The sequence below is a fragment of the Rubeoparvulum massiliense genome, assembly GCF_001049895.1.
GTDB lineage: Bacteria > Bacillota > Bacilli > Rubeoparvulales > Rubeoparvulaceae > Rubeoparvulum > Rubeoparvulum massiliense.
In genome coordinates this window covers 273,316-296,989 of sequence record NZ_CVPE01000005.1, presented here as the reverse complement: position 1 = coordinate 296,989, position 23,674 = coordinate 273,316, and the positions used below count along the sequence as shown (strand labels likewise).

Annotated in this window: 11 protein-coding genes and 1 pseudogene; 10 read left to right on the top strand and 2 right to left on the bottom strand. The window is 43.6% G+C overall.

The genetic code is table 11. The features are described from left to right. Positions 1–83: 83 nt before the first annotated feature. Positions 84–890: an amino acid ABC transporter substrate-binding protein gene (locus BN1691_RS06625; protein WP_231638357.1), complete on the bottom strand. Its 807-nt coding sequence runs from the start codon at positions 888–890 to the stop codon at positions 84–86. A 676-nt stretch (positions 891–1,566) separates the two neighbouring features. Beyond that, positions 1,567–2,862 carry an S-layer homology domain-containing protein gene (locus tag BN1691_RS06620; protein ID WP_048601442.1) on the bottom strand — a complete coding sequence of 432 codons (1,296 nt, stop codon included), beginning with the start codon at positions 2,860–2,862 and terminating at the stop codon, positions 1,567–1,569. Between the two features lie 302 nt (positions 2,863–3,164). Between BN1691_RS06620 and BN1691_RS06615 the strand changes: the two genes are divergently transcribed. From BN1691_RS06615 to metK, 10 genes and pseudogenes are all read left to right on the top strand, one after another. Then, the gene (locus BN1691_RS06615; protein ID WP_048601441.1) at positions 3,165–4,022 is read left to right on the top strand and encodes a DegV family protein; all 858 of its coding nucleotides are present in this window, start codon (positions 3,165–3,167) and stop codon (positions 4,020–4,022) included. A gap of 222 nt (positions 4,023–4,244) precedes the next feature. Then, a complete protein-coding gene (locus BN1691_RS06610) occupies positions 4,245–5,243 on the top strand; it encodes a type II TA system antitoxin MqsA family protein (RefSeq protein WP_048601440.1) in 999 nt (332 codons plus the stop codon). Between the two features lie 119 nt (positions 5,244–5,362). Next, on the top strand, positions 5,363–7,753 hold the full coding sequence (locus BN1691_RS06605; protein WP_147545723.1) for a hypothetical protein: 2,391 nt from the start codon (positions 5,363–5,365) through the stop codon (positions 7,751–7,753). A 280-nt stretch (positions 7,754–8,033) separates the two neighbouring features. Beyond that, positions 8,034–8,927: a stalk domain-containing protein gene (locus BN1691_RS06600; RefSeq protein ID WP_048601438.1), complete on the top strand. Its 894-nt coding sequence runs from the start codon at positions 8,034–8,036 to the stop codon at positions 8,925–8,927. Between the two features lie 49 nt (positions 8,928–8,976). Further along, positions 8,977–11,670, top strand: coding sequence for an S-layer homology domain-containing protein (locus tag BN1691_RS06595; protein ID WP_048601437.1), 2,694 nt, complete (start codon positions 8,977–8,979; stop codon positions 11,668–11,670). A gap of 181 nt (positions 11,671–11,851) precedes the next feature. Then, on the top strand, positions 11,852–14,671 hold the full coding sequence (locus BN1691_RS06590) for a S8 family serine peptidase (protein ID WP_048601436.1): 2,820 nt from the start codon (positions 11,852–11,854) through the stop codon (positions 14,669–14,671). A 132-nt stretch (positions 14,672–14,803) separates the two neighbouring features. Then, on the top strand, positions 14,804–15,316 hold the full coding sequence (locus BN1691_RS06585) for a hypothetical protein (RefSeq protein ID WP_048601435.1): 513 nt from the start codon (positions 14,804–14,806) through the stop codon (positions 15,314–15,316). 239 nt (positions 15,317–15,555) lie between these two features. Further along, a pseudogene (locus BN1691_RS15005) lies at positions 15,556–17,877 on the top strand (S8 family serine peptidase); the annotation flags it as partial. A 3,186-nt stretch (positions 17,878–21,063) separates the two neighbouring features. Then, entirely contained in the window at positions 21,064–22,284 is a 1,221-nt protein-coding gene (locus tag BN1691_RS06575) for a zinc ribbon domain-containing protein (protein ID WP_048601433.1), read from the top strand. A 181-nt stretch (positions 22,285–22,465) separates the two neighbouring features. Then, a complete protein-coding gene (gene metK, locus BN1691_RS06570) occupies positions 22,466–23,659 on the top strand; it encodes a methionine adenosyltransferase (protein ID WP_048601432.1) in 1,194 nt (397 codons plus the stop codon). Positions 23,660–23,674: the final 15 nt, after the last annotated feature.

Sequence of the window (23,674 nt, the reverse complement as noted above, 5' to 3'; positions counted from 1 at the left end):
GATCACAACCCTTTATCTACATAATTAATAGAGTTTCAGCACTTCATCAATACTTCATTGTGCAACTCCCTGTGATGCTCTTCTTATTTGGCGAACCATTTTTGATAAATCTTATCATAGGAGCCATCTTGCTTCATTTCAGCTAAGGCTTGATTCACGAGTTCTACTAATTGCTTGTCACCTTTTCTCATGCCGATTCCATACTCTTCTTTTCCAAAGTCCTCTTCTAGTACCTTGAATTGATCTTCTCCACGTTGCTTAATATAGTAACGAGCTAAGACCTCATCAGCTACCACTGCATCTGCCCGTCCTGCTTCCAAATCCAAGAAAGCTTCATTATTGGTATCGAATACGATCGGCTCTCCACCAGCAAAAGCACTGACTAGTTCAGGCTCGGTATTCATCGCATCCACGGCACTGGAACCGCTCTGGGCAGCCACCTTTTTCCCTGCAAGGTCTTGTTTAGTGTTGATATCAGAACCTGCAAGCGTAATGATAATCTGACTATTTTCGAGGTAAGGGGTAGAGAATGCTACTTTCTCTTTTCGTTCCTCGGTAATGGAGTAACCGTTCCAGATTAAATCGATGTTGCCGGCATTCAATTCAGATTCCTTCATCGCCCAATCAATAGGCTGGAACTTCACCTCTAGACCGATCCGCTTGAACACTTCCTTGGCTAGATCCACATCAAAGCCAACAATTTCATTATTCGCATCACGGAAGCCCATAGGTGCAAATGTATCATCAAGGCCCATGACGATTTGACCTTTTTCTTTAATCTTAGGGAATGTATCCTCTGTAGCTTTATCGGAAGAACAGCCTGCTAAGCCAATCATACTTACGAGGAATACTAGTGTGCCAATGATCGTTGTTTTAACTTTTTTCATCATGTTTGACCTCTCCTTTTTATCAGTGATTATTTAACCTTGTATCTCGGAATATTGGTTTATTTCCTTTATTACTTTAGTATGATAAAGCAATAAAGGAAATTTGTCAACTAGATTTATTCTATTTTTATTTTTTTGAGGAGGATTTCATGACTATGGGGGAGGTAGAAAAAGGCTGGGAATAAAAAAGTAGCACTCATTTGAGAGCTACAAGCTTAAATGCGATAGATGGTTCTACGATATTTATACCGTAGGGAGGAGTTCAATTTTATCTTAGTGGCTTTACTAATACTCCCCCTCTAGGTGGGAGTAAAGTGCCGCCAAGCTTTGAAATAAGGGCGACTAAGGTTCAGATGAAGTATAAAACTCCACCTGATCCAAGTCTTCTTTATGACTTTTCATTGATCTTCTCCCATATTTTTCTCTCTACGTTCTGAAGTGAAATAGATTGCCCACTTGTTTAGAGTGACCATTCATGGAGGTATAGACTTTCTCGCTTCCACGGTGAGTAATTAATCGACCTTCCCAGTGAAGGACTTACATATCATAAGTAATCCTATTAGGAAAACCTACCTTGACTTTTTGGTCATTGTAAAAAGCAAATAAATTTAGTGGAATTGCATAATTTAAAAAAATGACAATTAATAAACATGTTTTGATAAATTTACTTTTCACTTCATCACCTTATTATTTGAAGTTTTTCAAATGATTTTTTTTGATTCATATAAACTTGAATGGCATCCTCACGAGTAACATCTTCTATACTACCTCCTGGCAGTGTTACTCTATACATTTTGTAATAATGTGATTCACCGGAGATATCTGTAATAACAATGGTAACTTCACCATATTGCTGTTCAAAATCAACAACTCCATCTTCAAAACCCTCATATAAAGATTGGCCAATCCATTCTCCACCAGTCCATTGAACAAAGGCATAGAGATCATATTTCTCTCGATCATTTCCGAGTATTTCTACATGAATTTTACCTTTTTCGTTATAGAAAGACTTCTCAATCTTTTCAATAACAGGCTCCAACACCTTCTGCTTAGCGATTATTTGTTTTACCTTCTGAAGTTTATTTTTCATATAGTCTTTACTTAATCCATTTTCGCCTTGGTATGCTATCACTTCATCAGGGGTTATTAGTTTAGGCACACGCGCCACGTATTTGGGCTCATACGTTTTATCAAATCCAAAGTAGGCACCTACCACACGGTAAAAATCATCCATGGTAGCCACTTCTTTGCCGGACTTCTCCTTGATGCCTGACTTCTCAATAATGTCCACCGTGAGTGGAATCGTATCCGCAATGGTAGACATCATTTCATTAATGCTAATCCCGTCTTTTGCTGGTTCATCTCCATCAACCAGCTTGAGCAGCCTTTCAATGACAACGACAGTTTCCGCACGCGTAATCCCTTGTGCATATTTGAAGGTATTATCAGGGTAGCCAGTAATCACACCCGCGTTGACCAAGGTGGCTACTGCAGTCGTTAAATGGTTTGGAATCGTATCCTTAAATGAAGGGGTACTCTGTGGAGCTGAGACTACATCTACACGTTGCGCATAGGCTAAATACGCAATCTGTGTAACCTCACCTCGGGTGATATGCCCTCTTCCAAACGATACATTCTGCAACTGCTCGTAATAGTCTTGAGTAATCAATCGATCATGAAGTGCTTTTTCCACGTAGGGAACATACCAGTCCGCACCAGAAACATTGACTTGATACCCTAGTGCACTAATGATGATCTTGATAAATTCCTGGCGACTTACACTACGGTTTGGCTTAAAGGTGTGGTCCTCATACCCATTCACCCAACCTTGGGTTATCGCCATATTAACCGTATCCTTCGCCCAATGGGTTTTTATATCAGAAACAACACCAATGTCGGAAGCCTCAATAATATGAGCTGGAATGATTGATGATAACAATAGTAATACAATAATTACAGCAGATACTTTTTTCATTAACCATTTCTCCTTTTTCCATACACCATAGCAATACGGATTTATTCTTTGTAGGAAGTAGCAAAATCTCTTCAATATAATCCTTTAGAATCAATTATAGGTAAGGAACAATAGTATATTTTTACTATAGCCTCCAATTCATTATATGTCATTATGAATATTACCAGGATCTGATGGAGATGGTTGTGGTCACCAACCATTCATTTCTTCGAAAGTGTTAATAGAGCGATCATCATTTATCTTGTGATATAGTTAATATATCAGCATTGAGCGGGTAGATTATGGTAAAGGGAGAGAGATGTATGACGGTAAAAATTCTCACAGATAGTACAAGCTACATCCCAAAAGAGATTAGAGAGATGTTGGATATCAGGGTGGTTTCACTCCATGTCTCTTTTAAGGATGAGGATATGAAGGAAATGGAGATCGAAAACCATGACTTTTATACTAAGATGGAGCAGAAGGGCATTCCGAACTCCTCCCAGCCATCCATTGGCGATCTCTATCATGAGATGGAAGAGGTGGTTGCCCAGGGTGATAATCTGCTTGGCATCTTTATCTCCTCAGATATGAGTGGGACCTATTCCACTGCATGCCATGTGAAAGAGATGATCCTCGAGGATTACCCCGATGCCAAGATTGAGATCGTGGATTCTCGTTCTAATTGTATGCAGTTAGGGTTTGCAGCCATTGTTGCAGCCAAAGCAGCACAATTAGGCAACATGCTAGATGTGGTGAAGGAAAAAGCAGAGGAGATCATCAGACGAAGCCGGTTTCTCTTTATTCCAGAGAATCTCGAATATCTTAAAAAAGGTGGAAGAATCGGCGGAGCTAGTGCATTAATCGGAAATTTCCTCAAAATCATTCCCATCCTTACTGTTGAAAACGGCAAGACAGCCCTTGTAAAAAAAGTACGAACACAGCAGAAGGCTATCATGACCATGATCGACCAACTCTTATTAGACCATCAAGACTATGGCTTGAATGAGGTCGTTGTTCATCATATCCATTGCTATGATAAAGCGAAGGCGTTAGCGAATCAGCTACAGGAGAAGCTGAATATTCAGGTCAGTATCGCAGACATTGGGCCTGTGATTGGACTCCATGTGGGGCCAGGGGCAATCGGCATCGCTTACTATACGAATCAAGATATGAGATAATATCAGTTTCATCATTGTAAATACAGGGATAAATTGTTGCTTCATTCAAAAATCGTATTCAAAAAACACTCTCATCATAGATAAGAGTGTTTTTTTGTACGAAATTAGATATAAAACGTATTAAAAAGTACATTCTATATTGAAACATGATACATTTAGTGTAATATATGGTAATGTAACAAACCAATCAAACGCCTGTTTACGTGAAAGGGGGGCTATGAAATGATGGGTTTTTGTGAAAAATGCCATGATATTGTTGAATACACCATTCGTAGCGAAAAGAAAGAAAAAATGATTAAAGGAAAAAATATTGAATACATGGGAAAGGAAGCATACTGCAATGAATGCGGGAGTGAGATATTTGTCGCAGAACTTAGAGATGCTAATTTAGTTGCACTTGACAAAGCTTATCGAGAAAAGGAAGATCTAATTTTTCAATCTGAAGTAGAAGAAATACTTAGGAAATACGATATTGGCAAAAGGCCTTTTTCCTTACTGTTAGGTTGGGGAGAAGGGACGATAACGAGGTATTTAAACGGAGATATCCCAACTAAGCTGTATTCCGATATCCTTCGAAAAGTTCTCCATGATCCAAATTATATGGAGGAGATTCTGGAAAGAAATAAAGAAAATATTACGCGAATCGCATATGAAAAATGTAAAAGTGCCTTATTCAATATCAAAACAGAAGCAGTGACAGTTGAAGCTGAAGATAAAATTGATCATGTTGTTAAATATCTATTGTCAAATAGCATGGATATAACACCATTAGCTCTTCAAAAATTACTGTACTTCTCACAGGGTTTTTATAAAGCTTTTACTGGGGAGTACCTTTTTTATAATGATTGTGAAGCATGGGTACATGGCCCAGTATATAAAAACATCTACTTTAAATATAAAAATTATGGTTATAACCCAATTGACGAAGGTACAAACCAGTATGATGACATCATTTTAAGTGATATTGAAAAAGAGGTATTGGATAGTGTAATTAGAAACTTTGGATGCTATAGCGGAAAAATTTTAGAAAAAATGGCTCATACCGAAAAACCTTGGCGTGAGACGAGAAATGGATTAAATGAAAATGAGGGAACTGATCGAATAATTGATAAAGCATTAATTGCACAGTATTTCACTGATATTAAGCAGAAATATAGTATGTTTAATTTAACTGATATTCGTGATTATAGTAATGATCTGTTTAGTAAAGTAATTCGTTAAGGAGGGGTTTCAAGCGCTAGCTTGGTTAAGATTCTTGAAACCTCTCACCCCTTTCTTGCGTCTATATCAATAGAGTATATTTGGGAATGGTAAGATTTGAAGACAAGGGGTGCATTATGGTGAATAGATTAAAACGAATCGGAACCCTGGGACTCGCCATCTTGTTAGTGCTTACAACAAGTCTAACAGTCTGGGCAAGCAGTGGTACCAATGGCCAATCCAAAGCACAAAAAATCACAGTTGGAAACGGGGTTACTGTGACATTACTACAAGCTCTCGTTGTTCCTTATGAAGAGGAACAATTATTAGCCTATACAGTAGAAGTGCAGAATAATGGAGATAGTTCTATCAATTTTTATAATCAATACTGGTTTAAACTGAACAATACACAGGGACGTAACTTTTCCATGAAGATGGTGAAGCCCAATTCATATAAAGTTACTCCAGGAGCCAGCAAGCAGTTTACCTACTATTCTCAGCTTCCAATTAATCAAAAGACATCACAGCTCCAACTGAACATGATTCAATGGGACTTCTCCCAAGCAAACTATGAAAGGGCCGTAGGGAAGTTCAACCTAGGCAGTCAGTTACAGCAGGGCATCCATAAAACTAAGCAAACCATTGCTCTTAATAACTTTGAACAACCAATGACTGTGACTACCAATACTTTCTCCTTCGGGAATGTAGGAGATGCACAAAGCGCCTTCGTCAGTATGACTTATGTGAATAAAGGGGATTATCCTCTTACGCTACCAGAGTTGAAGTATGAATTGGTAACGAAGCAAGGAAAAGTGTATCCTTTAACCGCAAACCAAGGAGCTTTAACTCTAAATCCTGATGAAAAGGTGGATATGAAACTCTTCGGTACTATCCCCTTAAATCAGTCATTACAAGATAGCACGCTCTATCTCTTATTGCCACAAGATAAGGATGGTGCGCTACCCATCGCTGCGGTAGGGTTACATCGTACTGCTCAGCAGGAACAGTTCAAGATTGTGGCAGCTCCTGTGACGGTTGTGCTCAGTGAAACCGATGCTGTCCAAATTGCCTTAGAGAATATTCATGCTCAAGCCAATGGCACTACGGCAACACTTAGTCTCATGGGGACGCTTGCCTCTAAGGAAGCAAAACTACCAGCCATCCAATATCGTTGGAATTATACAGGTACATGGAATACGCTATCCAATGATACTCTGATCGAGAAGGATGGACGTACTTACATTACGCTCCTTGTACCACAGGGTATCAATGTCAATAGTGGCAATACCACATTGCAATTCCGCCCTGAGGGCGTCGATGGTCAAGAGTTCGTCTCCATGCTCTTGAAAAAAGAGATTCTCTCTCAAATGGCCTTGAACGAAATCTATCATGGCTTAACCATCACTCAGAGTGGTAGCTATCACTATCCAGATGGAAATACCAATACTGTGGTCTCTCATCTCAGTATTCAAAATACCGGGGATCAACCCTTTAAGCTTCCAAAGTGGAACTTCCAATACCAAATCACGGGAGGGAAGTCCTACCCAGCAGAATGGACACTACAGAGTGTTGCAGAAACCGATGTGCTTGCACCTAGTGAGCAGGCTACCATTCTCGTTACAGGTAAGCTTCCTTATGGTATTACCAATGAGGCACTACAACTCACCTTAGGTGAAAGCTTCACCGTGGGCGAGAAGGAACATAAGGTAAATCTTCATGCCTTTAATGTTGGTTTTACACAGATGAACCAAAATCAAAACCTTGTCACCGAAGCGGTGATTCGTAATCAGGATCGGGAGATAACCTATCAAATTAAAGAGATGAAGAAGTTCGAAACACCCATTAATCAAGTGGTGGTTGCCCGCTTCGTAACGGAGAATAAGACCAATCGCTTCTTTGATACCAATGATGCGCTAGGCTTCTTCCAGACCAAGGAGGGCTTCACCTTCAAAGCGGAACGGTTGCCTGAAAAGGGTGGGCTTCGTACACCGCTTCAGCGGGATATGATCACCTTCTGGACAACAATGCCAAAAGGGATCAATACTGAAGAGCTGAAGTTCATGCTGGCGGAAGCACTTCCAATCACGGAGGAGAAGACCGTAGCAGGGGATATTCACTTCTTTGCCTTCACGCCAGAAAAGGCTCAAGATGGTGTGAAAAATATTCAAGTCTATCCCTATGAGATTAACCTAAGTAAGTTTAGATTTAATCGGACCTATACTGCGTATGAGTTTAATTTCGAGAAGGAATTAATCGATTATGTACAGCAAAAAGAGGAAGCACCTACCATTCTATTGGAGGTTCGTGAGGACAATAAGCCAGATGGCAAGCTCGTTCTAAGTAAAACCATTGTCCTCGATGATAAGAAAGTGACCAATGGCATGATCAATTTCGATAGCCATAATGTGGATTTAGAGTCAGACATGAAGTGGGATTTTGTATATAAGTTTAAGAATCGGAAATCCACACTCTATGTATATGAAGTCTTTAATGACGCAAAACATCTCTTAGCCGAATACAAACTCTATTAATTCAATAATTCTCAACAAATTAACACGGTGACCGTAACCTCCTACGAATTGAAGCGTCTATGATAGTAGATGGTATGAAAGTAGTTGGCTCGTCACAAATGAAACGATCTTTCCCTCCCCATACCCCCTCGTGGGGTGGGTCTGGGAGAGGTCGTTTTTTCAGGTGAGGCAGGAATTTTGTTGAATCTTGGCGAATTAGTTGTAATGGGTATTTCTGCCCTTTTTTAGGTAGAATCGTAGTCCGATTGAACACAGAGTTCATGATAAGGGTGGTGAGATGATGAAGCGACGGATTACCCTCTTAGTCGTAGCATTATTATTAGTAGGGACAAGCGCATTTGCCGTCAATTATTACATGCACGGTGTTTATCAAGGCTATGAGATTGTGAAGGTCTATTGGGGGAATCAAGCATTACCTGATAACTACGGCCCAGCAGTCTTGATAAATGGCCAGGTCATGGTTCCAGCCCAATCCCTTGCTCAAGTCGCGGGAAAGAAGCTGGAATGGAATGATGAGAAGCGTAGCTTAACCTTTAAAAATACCTATATATCAGGGAATAGTGGTTCTACCACAACCACAGGCTCAGGCTCTAGTTCCAGTGGCTCCACACCAATTCCTGGTAAGTTTCAAAAGTGGGAGGGCGCTGCGCCCTTAGAGGTTCTCCCCTTTTCTATCAAGGTACATAATGAGAATCTCCAGTATGCTCTCGTTGGCATCGAGGAGCTAAATGCACTCACTGAGAAATTCAACGAGATCGTAAAGGCGGAGCATTATGGCTGGAATCGTACCACCTTGATCGATGAAATCTCTGAGAAGCTAAAAATTTGGGAGGAGAACATCGATTATCTCCAAGCCTCTCACCGTGAGCATGAGGACTATATGGAGGATTATATCCGGGAGCACAGCCGCTCTTATCAGGTCCGCAATAATCTGGAATATCTCGATGATTGGGATGACGGACTTGATGAACTAGAGGATGCTTGGGTGAAGAAGCAGGATGCCTTCCAATCCTTATTAGAGTGGCGGCAGGAGCAAGATAATGACGCCTATGAGGATTTTCTAAAGGCAGATAAGAAGGCCAATAAATATCTTCGGGATAGTCAGAAATATTTAGAACGGTACCAATGGAAGATTGAGTCCATCATCGAGGATCAGCTGGACCGTCTCCCATAAAGAATAGATAAGAATTAAACAGATGATCAAAAATGAGAGGAGAACTGGTATGAAGCTACGGAAGATAATGGCTTGGGCATTGGTGCTAGCCCTGCTGGTGGGTATTACTTTACCACCGATGCAAGCATCAGCGGCCATGCTACCAGACAACATGACACTCACATTCCCCGATGTGAATTCCAGCAATTATGGCTGGGCGATGAAGCATATCTCGAAGCTAGCACTTCATGGTGTGGTCGTCGGGAATGATAATGGATTCTATAAACCACAGGACCCTGTTCGCCAAGTGGAAGCAGTCATCATGGCGATTCGCGTCCTCAATTTAGAAGGAGAGGCGAAGAAAGCCGTTGTACCAGTGGGTGATGTACGCTTCACTTCATTACCAGATTGGGCGAAAGGCTATGTAAAGGTAGCCTATGACCACGGCTTGCTCAAGGCAGAGGAGAATCGTTTTAATTGGAATCAACCTGCTTCTCGTGCTTGGGTGGCACAGCTTCTCGTACGTACCATTGGGAAGGATGCAGATGCTGCTGCTTTAGCTAATCAAACCAATCTCTTTACTGACAGTTTTGCTATTCCAGTCTGGGCGAAGGGCTATGTGAATTATGCCAACGCGCAGGGGTTAATCACTGGTTATAAAGAGAAGAATCTTACTTACTTTAAGCCAGATAAAGAGATTACTCGTGCTGAGATGGCGGTCATGCTAAGCCGCGGAAGTAAGTTTATCACCATTAATCCTTATCAGCGCTTAGTGACAGGTACAGTGGAGAGCGTAGGAACCTTCCAACTCTCACTCCGCATGGCCAATGGCGATCTTCGTACCTTCAGTCTCTGGAATCAAGCAGCCATTTATGATGGTGAGCAGAAGGTAGAACTAACTCAGTTACAAGGTCAAACCGTCGGCTTAATCGTTGATCAAGGGGTTGCCTACTATGTGGAGAAGGTGGATACCTTAACACCAGTAACACCAGTTACGCCCCAACCTCCTGTTACAGGCACTACCCAATCTGCTACCGTTGTACAGGTTTACCCAGCACAGAGCCTTTTGATTGTAAAAGGTGCAGATGGTCAAACCATCGAGACCTATACCTTACATGGTCAAGTGAAGATTGTTGGTCTCAATCAACAACCATATACCATCCAAGATCTTCATAAGAACGATGAGATCGATTTAGTGATCAATGCTCAGAAGGAAGTTACGGCCATTACTGTGAAGAAGATGACCGATGATCGAGCAACCACAGGGATCATCTTCGACCTTTCCTTAGATGATCAACTGATTATTATCCAAAGTGATAATGGCGGCTATGTCTCCTATCCATTATCGCCTACACCTACTGTGATCTATAGTAATGTACGCTATCCTTCCGTAAAGGATCTGAAGGATGGTGATAAAGTGAAGGTAGTTGTGGAGAAGGGCTTTGTCACGCAGATCGAAATGCTCGCGCCGAATCATCAGCTCACCTTCACAGGGAGTATTGTTCAGCTCTCTACTACGGATCGGGTGGTTACCCTCAAGGATCAGAGTGGCCATTATGAAGCCTATCCCATCTCGGATAAGGTGGTTGTGGAGATTCGCGGCCTTGATGTAGCTGATCTCACGGACCTTCGTGATGGCGATGCAGTTGAAGCAGCCATTGCTCAAGGTGTGGTACAGAAGATTGTGGTGACCAATCGGACAGGTACAGCAGATGTACAGGGTAAGATCGTGAGCGTTGATACTGTTAATAAGATGATTACCATCACTGATTTAGAAGGTAAGCTTCGTGTCTTCAAAGTAAGTGATCGAGTCACTCTAGATATTGGTACTCGTTATGCAAGCCTAACTGACTTGACTCTAGGGATGTCAATTCAGATTCAACTAGAGCAGGATCAGATTATCTATATTAAATATGATAACTCCCTCCAAGGAACAGTGGAAGGTATTAGTGAGGAACGGGGATGGATCACTGTCCGTACCCCTGAGCAGGGTGCGAAGAAGTACTACACCGATGGAGATCCGTCTGTCAATATAAAGGGAATGACGCGAGAGGATCTCGGTGATATTGAGGTAGGAGACATTGTGAAGGTGACTCTAAACGATAATGAGTTCGTCTCCCGCATCGATGTGGAACGTACCTTCCTCTATGAAATCACCGAGGTTCGTGAATCCTCCAACCGTGTCTACTACAAGGATGATCGGAGTAATACCGATTATGACTATATTAACAGTGATGTAAAGCTAATTATCCCTGGAATCACTAATCCAAAGGTGAGAGATTTAGCAGCAGGACAAATTGCTCACTTTACCTATATGGGCGATTCACTTGCCAAGGTTGAAATAACCCAAAAAATTCAAGGCCGGATTGCCAAGATTGATACCGTCGCTAAAAAGCTGACCATCAATACATTGGCTGGAAAGCAAGAAGTTGTTAACCTAGAGAATGGCTTCTCCATCTCCTTGAATAATAAGACCTATGACTCGCTCTCCATGCTAGCCTTAAATGACCCTGTTTTCATTACGAAGAATGTAAAGGGGCAAGTACAGATTCAAGTATTGCAGAAGGTAACTGGTAAGTACTACACCTTTGATGATAAGGATTATATCTATCTGGTGCAGGAACCTTCCTGGTTGAAGTATAAGCTGGCCAAACAAGTCTATATTCACCGGGGCGATAAAGTGGAATCTCTAAGAAATATTCTAAAAGACCAAGTGATCACGCTCTATATCTATGATGATGTGGTCTATGAGATTGAACTATAATCGTTCAAATGTCAGAGTAAAATCCCCGGAATTATCGTGGGATTTTACTCTTTTTTGAGGATTGTAAAGTGGCGGTAAGAAGCGTAGAATGAATGGCGTTACAAGTATCAAAGTGAAGAATTGAAGAATTTAAGAGATGAATTTGAGAGAAGAATTAAAGAGAGGAAGAGGAGCTCAGTCCATGAAGAAGAGACAGGTCGCAACGCTGTTCGGGATCATCTTCCTAAGTATCTCCTTCATTTTCTCTACCGGCTATTGGGCCTACGGAGAGTTAAATGATGAAGCGGAAGCGATTACCTCTCTCCCAGCAGAATGGATAATCAAGTGGCAAGGTGACGAGTTCCCCATCCAAGATGAGCGAATCACCATTTTGTCCAAGAATGAGAAGCAGAAAACAGCGAAGATCACCTTGAATCAGGCAAGGGATGAAAAACTTCCGCCCATCACCATTGATCTGATTGAAGAGTGGCGTAATCGCAATGATGTCTGCTATCTCTACCCCAACAAAAAGGTGAAGATCTCGACCACCTCAACCATCCAGGAGCCTTATGTTGCACGCCAGTACTATTTAGATCGGATCCGTGCGAAGCAAGCATGGAATATCCAAGCCGATGCTCCCGATGTCACCATCGCGGTATTAGACACGGGGATATGGCTAGATCATCCTGATCTCAAGGGGCAACTAGTAGAAGGGTACAATATTCTCAATCCCAATCTGCTTCCCTATGATAATAATGGTCATGGTACCAATGTGGCAGGGATTCTAGCAGCGAAACATAATAATGGACTTGGGATTATGGGCGTGGTAGGTAAGACCAATATTATGCCCATTAAGGTACTGGATGGTAATGGGGAAGGGGATGAGTACGATGTTACTGCAGGGATCTATCAAGCGGTAGATGCCGGTGCTCAGATTATTCTCCTTTCACTGGGGGATGTAATCTATTCCCCATACATGGAAGAAGCAATTGTGTATGCAGAGAATAATGGTGTCTTTGTGGTGGCTGCCACAGGGAATGAAGGAAGTAGGGTCAATTATCCTGCAGCCTTCCCCACGGTATTGTCGGTAGGTGCCATCGATAAGCAAGGGCGAATCCATCAGTACTCCAATTCAGGACCGGAGATTGATGTTGTGGCGCCTGGTGCAGGAATTTTTACCACTGGAGCAGATGGAGGCTACATGTCCAATGATGGTACATCCATGGCTGCACCTCAGGTAGCAGGATTAGCTGCATTAATTAAGCAGCAGTACCCTGAATATACGCCTCGCCAAGTTCGCCAGTTGATTATTACCACTACCACCAATTTAAGCGGCAAGGAGTGGAACACTACATCAGGCTTTGGCTTAATCAACATGTACCAAGCATTGCTTGAGAATGGGGTGCCCATCCCCATGAATAATACCAGTAAAGAGGGGGCCTACGCCCTTCCCATCTCAACAGAGCGTGTTGGTCAGTTCACCTGGGAAAACTCCAGCTGGTATCGTATCGATCTTCCGTATAGTGGAGAGGTGAACCTCACCTTGTCCATGCTGGATGAGAAGCTACGGAAGAACCCTGGCTTTGCAGGGACTGTACAGGTAGACCTCTATCCCGTAGGCTCACCAGCCTCCACGATCCTTCATCAGGCGAATGAACCACTCACCTTTAAGTCGAGGGCTGGGACGGTTTATCTTAAGTTAACACCTTATGCGGATCTACTAAATAGTGGCTCCCATCGCTTTTTACTAGAAAATAAATTTCATATCACTGCAGATGCCTATGAATCTAATGATACGAAGGCAACTGCCAAGCGTATTCCTGTCAATTCCACCATCACTGCGAACTATCATCAAGAGAATGATTCTGATTGGTACTATGTGGATGTGAACCGGAAAGGCAAGTTAAGTGTTGATATCACCACGGATTCTCTCCGGATGGATGTGGTACTACATGTTCATGGTCCTGGCTTAAATGAAGGGATTAAGGTCGATAACGGAAATGTGTTTAATCAACAGCGAGAGTCCATCGAAATTGAGGTTCAACCAGGCCGGTATTATTTTCATTCCTATAATTATTATGGATTTCCTGTAAATGCCCAATATTTTTTGAAGATCCATTATCAACAAGCCTTGATTGATCACAATGAACCCAATAACGTTTACTCCGAAGCTACGAACTTAATACTTAACCAATCTACGAGAGGCTCAGTAAGTAATAAGTTTGATGTAGATTGGTATAAGTTCACCTTAACCCGCGGTCAGGAGGTTTACATCCAGCTCAGCTATCCCGACTATCAGTACGGGCAGCTCGTGCTCTTTACTGAAAAGCTTGATTCTGTAGGTGATTATGGTCTTTCCAATCGGAATGGTAAGCTGATGGTGAAGAAGTGGTTACCCAAGGGCAAGTATTATATACGCTTGCAGATGACCAAGGAGATGGAGTATGAGTATTACCATCTCAGTGTAACCAGCAATATGCTACCGTTTAATGATATCCAGAGCCACTGGGCGAAGAATGAGATCGTCAAGCTTAGTGATAAAGGAGTGATCAGTGGCTATGCCGATCACTCCTTCCGCCCTAATAAAGCCATCACCCGTGCAGAGGTGGCTACCATCTTAGTGCGTACCCAGCAGCTAGAGCCGAACAACAAGAAGGCGAAGCTTCCCTTTAAGGATGTGAAGCAGCAGCACTGGGCTTATCGCAATCTGCTCATCGCTTATCAGAATGGCTTTCTCAAGGGGTACCCAGATAATACCCTCCGACCGGATCAGCCCATTACACGTGCTGAGCTAGCTCAGCTCATTGTGTCTGCTGAGAAGCTTCGCCTGCAGAAGATTGTCTTGCTCTTCCCAGACGTTCCCCATACCCATTGGGCTGCAGAAGCGATTCGTATCATGAATAGCTATGGATATCTTCATGGTGACGATGAAGGATTCTATCGACCTGATGCTTCCACCACCCGTGCTGAGTTTGTCACGGTGGTGGATCGGGTGTGGTTTTCCTCGAAGGTGAAGAAGTGATCAGACGGTTTTTAAATAGCAAGATGATAGATTTAGCAAGATCATAGATTCATATGTAGATTAAAGAGTAGATAGTAGGACAAAGATTAGAGAGTTGATTAGAGAGTTTGGATAGAGAGAGGAGATGTTTCGGTGAAGAAGTGGATGAAGCGAACGCTTTTGATTACGGTGATCTTTGCTGTGTCCCTCGTGACGACAGCATATGCGAATCAGATGGTGGCAGCGCCTGGATCATCTGATGACCCACTGGTGAGTAAGAGCTATGTGGATCAAGCGATGCAACAACTGCGTCAGGAGCAGGCAGCTTTTATTAATCAACAGATTCAAAGTCAGTTGGGCAATATTACACCGCAACCAGGCACCAGCGGTTCCACAGCTGTGCAGGTCATGGAGTTGAAGGCAGGACAAGCTATCTATGGAAAGGAAGGAACACAGTTCATCGTTCGTACGGGCAAGGTCAAAGTCATTGCTGGTGCGAAGGGCGACGGGATTCCTGACTTAACCAGTGGCAGTGACCTTAAGGGCAATCAGCAGGTGGAACTAAATCATCTGCTTCTCGTCCCTCGTACAGATAAGCGTGGCTTAAAGGTGGCGGATGATTCGCCATCCTCTGCTTTTATCATCGTGATCGGTGATTACGAATAGGAATATATAACCAGTTTCCCCCGTCTCTATACCTGAGGCGGGGTATTTTATTTTGCGAAGAAAGTCCTTTTCAAATGGCTTAATGTAGCTCTTTTAACTCATTTTTACATATTATGCAGTTTAAAAGAAGGTAAATATTCTGAAAAGGTAGAAAAAACAGAACAACATCGATGTAACAGCATGAAGGGGCCCCACATCGCATGTTTGTTTGGAATCGAAAGAGAAAAAGGAGGAGTTACATGAAGCAGTTGAAACAGTTCAAACCAATTCTAGCTCTCATTTTGGCCATCACTTTGCTATTTTCCATGCCGTTAGGTGCATTGGCAGCAGACGGCAATGCTGGGATGCCAGCAGGGAAGGCGGAAGCGATACAAAAAGCAAAATCACTGTTGCAAGGTCTCAGTGCAGCTGACCGTGCCAATCTTCCCCGCCTCAGCTATGAAGAGGCTGCGGATCAAGCCCAGCTTATTCGTGAGCGGGCAGAACGCTTGTCCCGTGACCTTAATCCAGAGGAGCGGCGTGCTCTACTTCAGTTAGCTGAAGAGGTGGTTGCAGAAGAGGTCGCGGAAGCAACTGCAGGAACAAATGCAGAAGCAGCTCCAGTTACACTAGATGCACCTCGGGTTAAGCCAGTCTTTGTGGCGCCTGAATTGGAATTGGTCGCGGATGACGAAGAGGTAGATGTAATCATTCAATTCCGCCAGGATCCAGCTGAGATCGCTGTATTGAAGGCACAACTTCTCGGTCGCTCACTAAGTATCGAGGATGCCCAACGTGATGCTGCAGCTGCCCATCGGCAGTTTAAAGCTGATCTTGTACGGTCAGGAAAGCGTGCGAAAATTGTTCGTGAGTTCTCCAACGCCTTCAACGGTGTGGCTGTGCAACTGCCTGCCTCCCAGTTAGATGCTCTGACCCAGTCATCTACGGTTAAAGCTGTATGGCCCAATCTGCCTGTCTATTTAGATCCCATTGAGGCTGTGCAAGCAGATGATGTAGGGATCATGATGCATGATAGCATCCCTCATCTCGGTGTGGACCAGCTTCATCAGATGGGTATTACCGGTGAAGGCGTGAAGGTGGCTGTAATTGACACAGGTATCGATTACAATCATCCTGATTTTACACGTCCTGATGGTACATCTGTCTATGTAGGTGGTTATGACTTTGTGGATAATGACAATGACCCTATGGAGACTACGTACGATGATTGGCAAGACTCCGGTCGTCCTGAGTTTAATGACCGTGGTCACTCCTTCTATACCGATCATGGTACCCATGTATCTGGTACAGTAGCAGGTCAAGGAACCCATGCTGGTTTCGATTATGCCGTGAAGGGCATTGCTCCTGGCGTTGATCTCTATGCTTATCGTGTATTAGGCCCCTATGGTTCTGGAACCACAGCCAATGTGATTGCTGCCATTGATCGCAGTGTGGCAGAAGGCATGGATGTCATCAATCTTTCTTTAGGTAATTCTAGTAATGACCCGTTCTATGCCAGCTCCATCGCATTGAATAATGCTATGCTGTTAGGAACGGTGGCAGTTACCTCCGCCGGGAATAGCGGACCAGGTGATTACACCGTAGGTTCCCCAGGGACATCTGCATTGGCGATTTCAGTAGGGGCCACTAATGTTCCCCTTGACTCAGCAGAAGTTGTAGCAACTGCTGCTGGTGAGAACTATGATATGCCCCTTTTAGGCTACAATACACAGCAAGGGATCGCCGGGATGGTTGCGGCCTTAGAAAATCAGGCTTTCCCCATCGTGTATGTTAACTTAGGTACTACCCAAGATTTTGAAGGTCTCGATGTAACAGGTAAGATGGTCTTAATCAAACGTGGCTCCATTCCCTTTGTGGAGAAGATGGCCAATGCCAAAGCTGCAGGTGCTAAGGCAGCCATCATCTTCAATAGCGTAGATGGACCGTTGCCTTTCTATTTTGGTGATGGCTTTGATTTCTTACCGACATTCAATATGAGCAAGGCAGATGGAGAACGCCTCTTAGCGGCCATTCAAGCTGCCGATGTACCCGTTACAGGCGTACCTGTTCTGGATGTGGAAAAAGGTGCAGGAGGTACTGGTAATAAAGGTACTCTAAACCGCAATATCAATATCCAAGATCGTTTGAAAAATCAATCAGGTATTCAAACAAGCAACCAAGAGAAGCAACCGAAGAAAAATCCACTGCGTCAAAAACAACCGATTCAGCAGAATCAAGGCCTCATGTTCAACTTTGGTCAGTTCCAACTGATCCAGACTGAAGGCGATCTAATTGCCGACTTCAGTTCACGTGGTCCAGTTAGTAAGCTCTTTGACATTAAGCCAGATGTAGCTGCGCCTGGTGTGGCTGTTTTCTCAACGATTCCTGCATACATCAACGATCCTGTAAATCAAAGCTACGAGACAGCCTATGCTCGTTTCAATGGAACCTCCATGGCTTCTCCTCATGTGGCAGGGGTAGCAGCGTTGGTATTACAGGCACATCCTGAGTACAGTACCTTCGATGTGAAAACTGCCTTGATGAATACCGCTGTTCCTTTAGCCGAAGATTATAATGTCTTTGTTGCGGGAGCAGGTCGTGTTGATGCATACCATGCTGTGATGACAGATCTTCTCATTCAGGTAGAGGATGAGACGATCCATATCGTAAATGGCGAGCAGCAAGTGATTGAAGAGATCACCGGTAGTATCTCCTTCGGTAAGGTAGATGGGGATGGAAACAATTATACTGATCAGCGGACCATTCGCTTCCACAATCATGGCGATGCAGATAAGACGCTTACGCTGGCAGTAGAGTACCTATCACCAACGCTTCCCAATGTAGCTGATGCCATTACCAATGGTGTTACCCTAGACGTGCCCGTACAGGTAACTGTAGCTGCAGGTAGCGATCTAGCCATTGAGGCGCGTTTAACCATTCCTGGTCAAGTAGATGAGGGTATTTATCAAGGTTATATCAATATTACAGAGGGAGATTCTGCTTACCGGATTCCATTTGCTGTCTTCTATGGGTTTACCGGTATGGCGGGCATTGATTATGTCACCATGGATCCCATCTCCTTCTCACCCAATAATGATAACTACCTAGATTACACGGATATCTACTTCGGTTATCATAATCAGATGGAGTACACGGAGATTCTGCTCTGGTCTGGTGAAACTGGTGAATATGTTGGCTTGATTGGTTATATCAATCAACCGATTCCAGCAGGAAATTATAGGATTAGCGGTGGCTGGGATGGCTACTACTTCCCCATCGATGCAGATGGAAATATTGGTTCTGAACCAGTATTAGCTGATGATGGTTATTACACCATTGATTTCTATGCTTATGATGCAACAGGTAGAGAGTTTGTGAAGTGGGGAGATGTATTTACGGATACTACAAAGCCTCTGGTAGAACTCGCAACTGATCCAGGCACCTATGAGATCCCTGCAGATCAACCATTTACACTGAGCGGTAATGTAAATGATACCAATCTGCAGATGTATCGCAGCGCGGGTTATAATGTAACGCAAGCTCTGAACATTGCGTTCATCCTCGATCTAGCTAACTTCGACATCCTCGATCTAGCTGTGGATGATGAAGGAAACTTTAGCTATACCTTTACAGTGGCAGAAGGAGAAACGGTTGCCTTACTCCTAGGTGTAGAGGATTTTGCAGGCAACATGGTAGACTCCTACTATGAATTGACAGGCGTTGCTGGTGGTGGCGGTGAAGAACCGAATCCAGGTATCACCATTCAACTTCCACAAGAGGATGGAGAAGAGAAGCGGGAGTATCGATTGGGCGAAACCATTCGTTTTGACGTGACTGCACAGGATCTAGAGAACCTCTTTACCAGCCAATACACACTGGCTTATGATCCAGCGATGTTAGAGCTTGTAAGCATGGATGCTCATCCTACTGTACGTCAGTATGCAGCAGAGAATGGTCTCAGTCTCCAATACTTCAGCCGTAATGAGACAGGACATCCTGCTACTCATCCAAATCACCAGTTAACCACTGGAATCTTCACCTTATTAGGTCAAGGGGCAGCCATTACTGGCGATATGCCACTTTATCAGGTGGAAATGCGCGTGACGGAGGATAAGGCTCGTATCGGTGCAACCGATCTCTTTATTCACCAAGCAAGCTATGTCAATAATCAAGCAGGTATGGTGGAACTCTTGGCACCCGGAGCAGCTAGCGAAGAAGCTGGCAACTTCAAGACCCTTACTATCCTGCCAACCACGAGCATGATTACTGGACAGGTGCTTCCTGAGGGCTTAGCAGGCGCTGACCTTCGCGATAAGACCATTCATGTCAAGGCCATCTCAGAAACCACAGGCGAGGAGTTCGTTGGCACCATTACTGATGCAGATGGACATTTTGCTATCGAGGTAGAGAATGATGCTCGTTATGGTCTCTCCATTACGGTAGCAGGACACTTCGTGGTTTACCCAGATGCAGCTGAGGCTCAAGTAGAAGTAGGGCAGGAGGATGTGAATGCAGGTCGCTTCCATCTCACAGCTGGGGATGTGGATCAAAATGACCGCATCGATTTAATCGACCTCTTCTATGTGGCCTTCTTCTATGACCTTGATCAAGGTAATAAAGATCGTGCTACCTTAATTGAGGAGCGGATGGCTCAACTGAATAAAACCCTAGGCGAGGTAATGCCAAATAGCTATCTTCGTCAGATTTCAGCGAAGCTTTCCAATATGGATCGTGAAGATGTGGATATTAACCAAGATGGTACGGTGAACATCATCGATCTTGGCTTTGTCATCCTCAACTTCAATCAATCCAATCCCTATAGCACAGAGACCAACCAAGCAGGCATCGCTTTACCAGCAGGGCTTGAATTGCATCAATTCCTAGAGGAATTCTTACCTGAAGATGTGGTGGAGCAGTTGGATCTGAATTAAGCAAGGCTGTCTTAAAAGCCTTGAGTAAGCACTTAGAAAATATGAATCAGAAGGTGCACCCCCTCAATTGATGGAGGGGGTGTTCCTCCTCATAAGAGACTAATTTCTTGAGAAAGAAAGAAATTTTGAGCGCTACGGTACCTAGAAGATCCTTGAACTAAGTCTACTTTATAGGCAATGAAGCTGGAATGAGTTTACAATTTATTGCCTTTAGGTTATACTTACATTAATAGAACATATAATAAAAAGACCGAAGGTGCGTGAACACCTTCGGCACGTAATAGCGACTCCCAAGGGAGTTGGCAGTACCGCAAGAAATTAGCCGCGACCTACCTTTGGCCCAAGGGTAGGTCACTTCTTTTTGGACAAGACCGCAACCAACATTCCAAAAGTTATCATCAACGTTAATGTTGACATAACGATGGATAGCGTCTCATAATCCGTCATGGCATCACCCCCTTTCTGGGAGCGTGCCAACCACCCTTGGGCACTCAACTATCACGAACCAATTATACCATATTATGTAGTTAATAGAATCATTTGTTAGATATTATCCGACATATTTTTGTTAAAATCATCAAACATGCCCCACGGAGATATCCGTGGGGTTCTCAATTTATATATGAATATGTACCCATTTCAGCACAGGTTGAATTAGTAGATTGGACTAGGAATTGCTGTTGAAATATCACTTTAGCCTTTTAAACAAATCAAAAGAACTATATCATAATTGTCCCCTAGTACCATACACAAAGCGGCTTTTCATCCCCATAATAATGGATAGGTCATCATTCTTGATTATGCTTCATTTTTTCTGTATGAAAGAGGGCTGTTATCATGGTAGGACGTAAGAGTGAGATGATGGAAATACGCCTTTCCAATTTGGTACTGGTAGCTGTCATTTTATCATTTTTAGGAGGAGGCTTTCTCATCCTTCGTTGGGGTCTAGCTACCACCACACCAGCAGCGTTTTTGTTAGAGGTGGAGGAGGCTGTGAGAGCGGGGGATATGGATAAGCTACAGAAGTGGTTGGTGGATTTCAATGGTAAACCCCTTAGCCCTGAGCATCTGGAGTATTTAGAGCAGGCCGTGAAGCACTCTCCATTGTTTCTCAATGAGGTACGGGCATTACGCCAGCATTTTGAACAAGGCACAGAAGGGCAGAATCCTCTCCTCAATCAATCCCCTTGGCTTCAGGTGATTCCAGCAGGGAAGAAGTGGGGGATCTTTGATGAATATCAATTACAAGTGGGCTATTACGATTTAGAGCTGGTGGGGATACCAGTAGATGAAGGGATGGGATGGAAGGTCTTGGTTGGTATGGCGGAGTATGTGCCAACACTGAGGGATGGAGATCGACTCCTTTTTATACAGCTTCCCTTCTTTGCTCAAGATGTAGATGTGTTGGTTGCCACGCCTTTTGGTGAATGGCGTAAAACACTACATATTCCCATGGAGGAAGGCAAAAAATCATTGGTAGAGCTTCCTATGGATGTCCGTTTCCTCACGGAGAGTGCTCCGAAGAAGGATGGTCCAGTGGTAGCATCAGTTCAACATCAAGCTGGTGAGGTGGAACCTCTCTACCTCGAGATCAAGCAGGATGAGATGGTGGAAGAATGGCTGACATTGATCGTTCAATTTTACCAATCTCTTGTTCTGGCCTATCAGCAGAACGATGCTACGGTGATTAAACATTTGGATCGGAATCTTCAGGATCTCTATCGGGCGGATATTACTCATTACTCGGAATTGGAGGTTCCTTTTGCCGGGCATCTCGCATGGATTATTCTCGATGCGGAGAATATCCAAATCGAAAAGAAAGGGAATGCAGGACAATACCAAGTGACGATCCCCATCTTACTTCAAGGGAGTAGCATGGTCTTCGATCCCACACAATTGACCAAACCCACTCGTACATATACGGAGGAGTGGACGGATCAACAGCATGCACTTCAAGTTATATTGCTTTATCAGGATAAGAAATGGCGCATTATTTCCATTCAACCAGAGAAGTTTATGGGTTCTACACAAACCATGATGTGGAAGGCTGTACAATAAGGTTGACAAGCGTCGTGAAATCCCGTATATTTTTCCCGATATGTCCATCTGCCGAGAGAAAAATCTTTTCGTAAAAAGTTCCTCGTTTTGAGGTACAATAATAAGGGTAAGTTTACATGCTGGCACGGCTTCCAGTTCGCTGCGCCTCAAAGCAGAAGGCAAGGAATAGGAGGAATGACGCTTGAAGACAGGCAGACATCTATTTACATCTGAATCCGTAACTGAAGGTCATCCAGATAAAATCTGTGACCAGATTTCCGATGCTATCCTTGATGAAATCTTACGGAATGACCCCAATGGCCGTGTCGCTTGTGAAACGGCAGTTACCACAGGAATGGTCATGGTGATGGGTGAGATCACCACGTCTTGTTATGTAGACATTCCTAAAGTGGTACGGGAAACCATAGAAGAGATCGGGTATACTCGCGCTAAGTACGGCTTTGATGCAAAAACCTGTGCGGTACTTACGTCTATCGACGAGCAATCTCCTGACATTGCTCTTGGAGTGAATCAGGCCCTCGAAGCCCGTGAAGGAACCATGACAGAGAACGAAATCGATGCGATTGGAGCAGGTGACCAAGGGTTGATGTTTGGTTATGCATGTAATGAGACACCTGAGCTGATGCCTCTACCTATCTCCCTTGCACATCGTTTATCACGTCGGTTGTCCGAGGTACGTAAGAATGGAACATTACCTTATCTACGGCCAGATGGTAAAACGCAGGTAACAGTAGAGTATGATGGGGACAAGCCTGTACGTATTGAGACCATCGTTATTTCAACACAGCACCACCCCAGCATTACTGCTGCTCAGATTAAAGCTGATCTTATGACCCATGTGATCAGTCCCATTATTCCTAAGGATATGATTGATGACAAGACGAAGTACTTTATCAATCCTACTGGCCGTTTTGTTATTGGTGGTCCACAAGGGGATGCGGGGTTAACCGGTCGTAAGATTATCGTAGATACCTATGGTGGCTATGCACGTCATGGTGGCGGTGCTTTCTCAGGTAAGGATCCTACGAAGGTGGACCGTTCTGCTGCCTATGCCGCTCGTTATGTAGCGAAGAATATTGTAGCTGCTGGCTTAGCTGAGCGCTGTGAAATTCAATTAGCCTATGCTATCGGGGTAGCTCATCCTGTTTCCATCAGTGTAGATACCTTTGATACTGGGAAAGTGGCGGATGATCTCATCGTCCAATTGGTACGGAAGCATTTTGACCTCCGTCCTGCGGGAATTATCCGTATGTTGGATCTACGTCGTCCAATCTACAAACAGACCGCAGCCTATGGACACTTCGGTCGTCTTGACCTAGATCTTCCATGGGAACGTGTGGACAAAGCAGAAGTTTTGCGAGAAGAAGCATTTTAAATTAATGGGGTCAGA